This window comes from Nostocoides sp. (genome assembly GCF_035343835.1).
GTDB classification, from domain to species: Bacteria; Actinomycetota; Actinomycetes; order Actinomycetales; family Dermatophilaceae; genus Nostocoides_A; species Nostocoides_A vanveenii.
The window spans coordinates 1-2,229 of the sequence record NZ_DAOQZV010000358.1 but is presented as its reverse complement, the minus strand read 5'-3'; the positions used below and the strand labels follow the sequence as shown (position 1 = coordinate 2,229).

Below are 2,229 nucleotides of genomic sequence, written 5' to 3'. Positions count from 1 at the left end.
GCCATCAGCCTCTTGGACGGACTAGGTTGGAAGCGCTTCTTCGGGCCGGGATCGGACTCCCTGGGCTTGGGCCTTCATGCAGTCGCCGTCGTCATTCCCGGCTGGCCTTGCACGGTCGATGTGCACGTCAATTTTCCGGGCCTCCTGGGGGCGCCCAGGCACGTCTTCGATGAGGTCTGGAGCCGACACGACGCAGTCAATCTTGCCCACCAGTCCGTGCCCTGTCTCGACCGCGTGGACCATGCCATCATCCTTGCTCTCCACGCGCTTCGCGATGTCCCTCAAGACCGCGAATCCGAAGCGCGATTGTCTTTCACTCCTGCCTGGGCAGCCTTGCTCCCCACGGAGAGGGACAGACTGGCCGAGGCAGCCCGCCGGCTTGGCGCCCTGGAGCCTTTTCGGGCCTCACTGGCCGCATGTGAAATTCCGTTCGGGGCGGTGGACGCGCGATATCCAGCCGAGCTCGCACACTGGAATCGAGGCCGCAAATCCGGCGGTCAAGCCGGGATGGTATGGCTCCAATCGGCTCGCGAGCAGACCGTGGCACGAGCGCCCACGAATTGTGCTCCGGGCATTTTGGGACATCTCGATGGACAAAGCACACACTCCGCAGGAGTGGGCTGCGGCTGGGCGACGATCACGCGCCCGCGGCCGGGCGCGCCGTCTCCGCCGTGGACTGGGTCTGATCCGCCAGACCGCGCGACGTCGCGCTGAACACATGTAGCTAACGACCGAACCACGTCCGGCCCGAGGAGGTGAAAGCATGATCGATTCGCCGTCGCCACGCCGCGCTCAACGGCGGTAACGCCTCTGCGGCGAACCAGCCGATCGCATCGTTCTCGTCATCGCTCACGCCCGCCGAGCCACTCAGATAGGTGCAGGAAAAGATCAACTGCGTATAGACGGCACGATCCCCATTGGGGTAGGTGATCAGGTCGCTGGTGTCGAGGGCGACCAGCGCATCGACACTGACGGTGACGCCGGTTTCCTCACGGATCTCGTGCAGCATGGCGCGGGCCGGCGGCTCGAAGGGCTCGACGATGCCGCTGGGCGGAGCCCACTCCCCGCTGTCTGTCCGCCGGGCGAGCAGGATCTCGCCGGCCGGATTGCGGATCACGCCGGTGACGCCCACGAGCGGGAGGAGGTCGTGGCCCACGCGATCGCGCAGGTCACGGACGAAGTCGGGGATCGGCATACGGTTATTGTGGGCGGTCCGGCTCCCCCGCGTAGCCGCAGAAGAGCGCATAGGCGGCCAGCGCGCACAGCACATGCCACGCGGCATGGGGCTGCAGCAGCGAGTCGGGATCGCACCAGGGCTGAGCGGACTTCCCGAGATTCCAGATCCCGAAGGCCAGCCCGAAGGCGGCCAAGGACGCCGCACCCCAGCGCAGGCCGACACCCTCCCCGCGGCGCGCGAGGACGATCTCGATTCCCACCGCGACGAGCAGCACCGTCGCGAAGGCGAGATTGCCGGTATGCATGAGCACCGGGATCGGTCCGCCCGTCCGGTCGGCGATCTCGGACAGCGCGACGGCCACGGCAAAAGTCACGACGAACGTCCCGGTGCCCCCGTGGCGGAGGCGTGTGACGGCATACGCCAGGACGAGCGCGGCGATGAGGTACATCGAGAGCATGTCCAGTTGCCCGCCAAGATCGCTCTGGGTCGCGTGCATGGCGGCGCTGGCGGGCCCGAGCAGCGTGACGACGACGGCGAGGGCGATCACCAGCCCGGGGCGGGCAGCGAGAGTCGGACCCAGCCGCTCGCGGCGGTCGGCGCGCCAGGCGATGGCCAGGCCGGCAAGGACGAAACCGAGGTTGGAGAAGGTGTTGGCGGGCTGGCGCACGACTCGACTGGCTGGATCGACCAAGGCGCGGAAGGACCATTCGCAAAAGCCACTCCCGCGGCCCACGTCAGGGCCAAGCCAGCCGCGTTCAACGGCGAGCACGAGCGCGATCGTCGAGACGGTGGCCACGGCCGCGGTGATCGCGAGCGGTCGCACGGACCGCGTGGCCGAGGTCACTCGCGGGTCCGGCTTCCGGGAGGCGGGCGGCATCCGCCAACGGTAGGCCCCACTGCTAGCGTCGGACGTATCCAACCGCGCCGGGTCGCCACGCCCGGGAGCACGCGGCATACGTCCTCGTCCCACCGGAAGGATCGATAGTGAGCACTCCCGTCAAGGTCGCCGTCACCGGCGCCGCCGGCCAGATCGGCTACAGCCTGCTCTTCCG

At 68.2% G+C, this 2,229-nt stretch carries 2 protein-coding genes; both read right to left on the bottom strand.

Annotation, left to right across the window (positions count from 1 at the left end):
• Positions 1-724: 724 nt before the first annotated feature.
• The gene (locus tag PKH97_RS16065; protein ID WP_324388617.1) at positions 725-1,195 is read right to left on the bottom strand and encodes an NUDIX domain-containing protein; all 471 of its coding nucleotides are present in this window, start codon (positions 1,193-1,195) and stop codon (positions 725-727) included.
• 4 nt (positions 1,196-1,199) lie between these two features.
• On the bottom strand, positions 1,200-2,054 hold the full coding sequence (locus PKH97_RS16060) for a ceramidase domain-containing protein (protein ID WP_324388616.1): 855 nt from the start codon (positions 2,052-2,054) through the stop codon (positions 1,200-1,202).
• Between the last annotated feature and the right edge of the window lie 175 nt (positions 2,055-2,229).

Excerpts from the sequence above, each read along its gene's own strand:
- PKH97_RS16060 (WP_324388616.1), bottom strand. The coding sequence starts at position 2,054 with ATGCCGCCCGCCTCCCGGAAGCCGGACCCGCGAGTGACCTCGGCCACG.
- PKH97_RS16065 (WP_324388617.1), bottom strand. The coding sequence starts at position 1,195 with ATGCCGATCCCCGACTTCGTCCGTGACCTGCGCGATCGCGTGGGCCAC.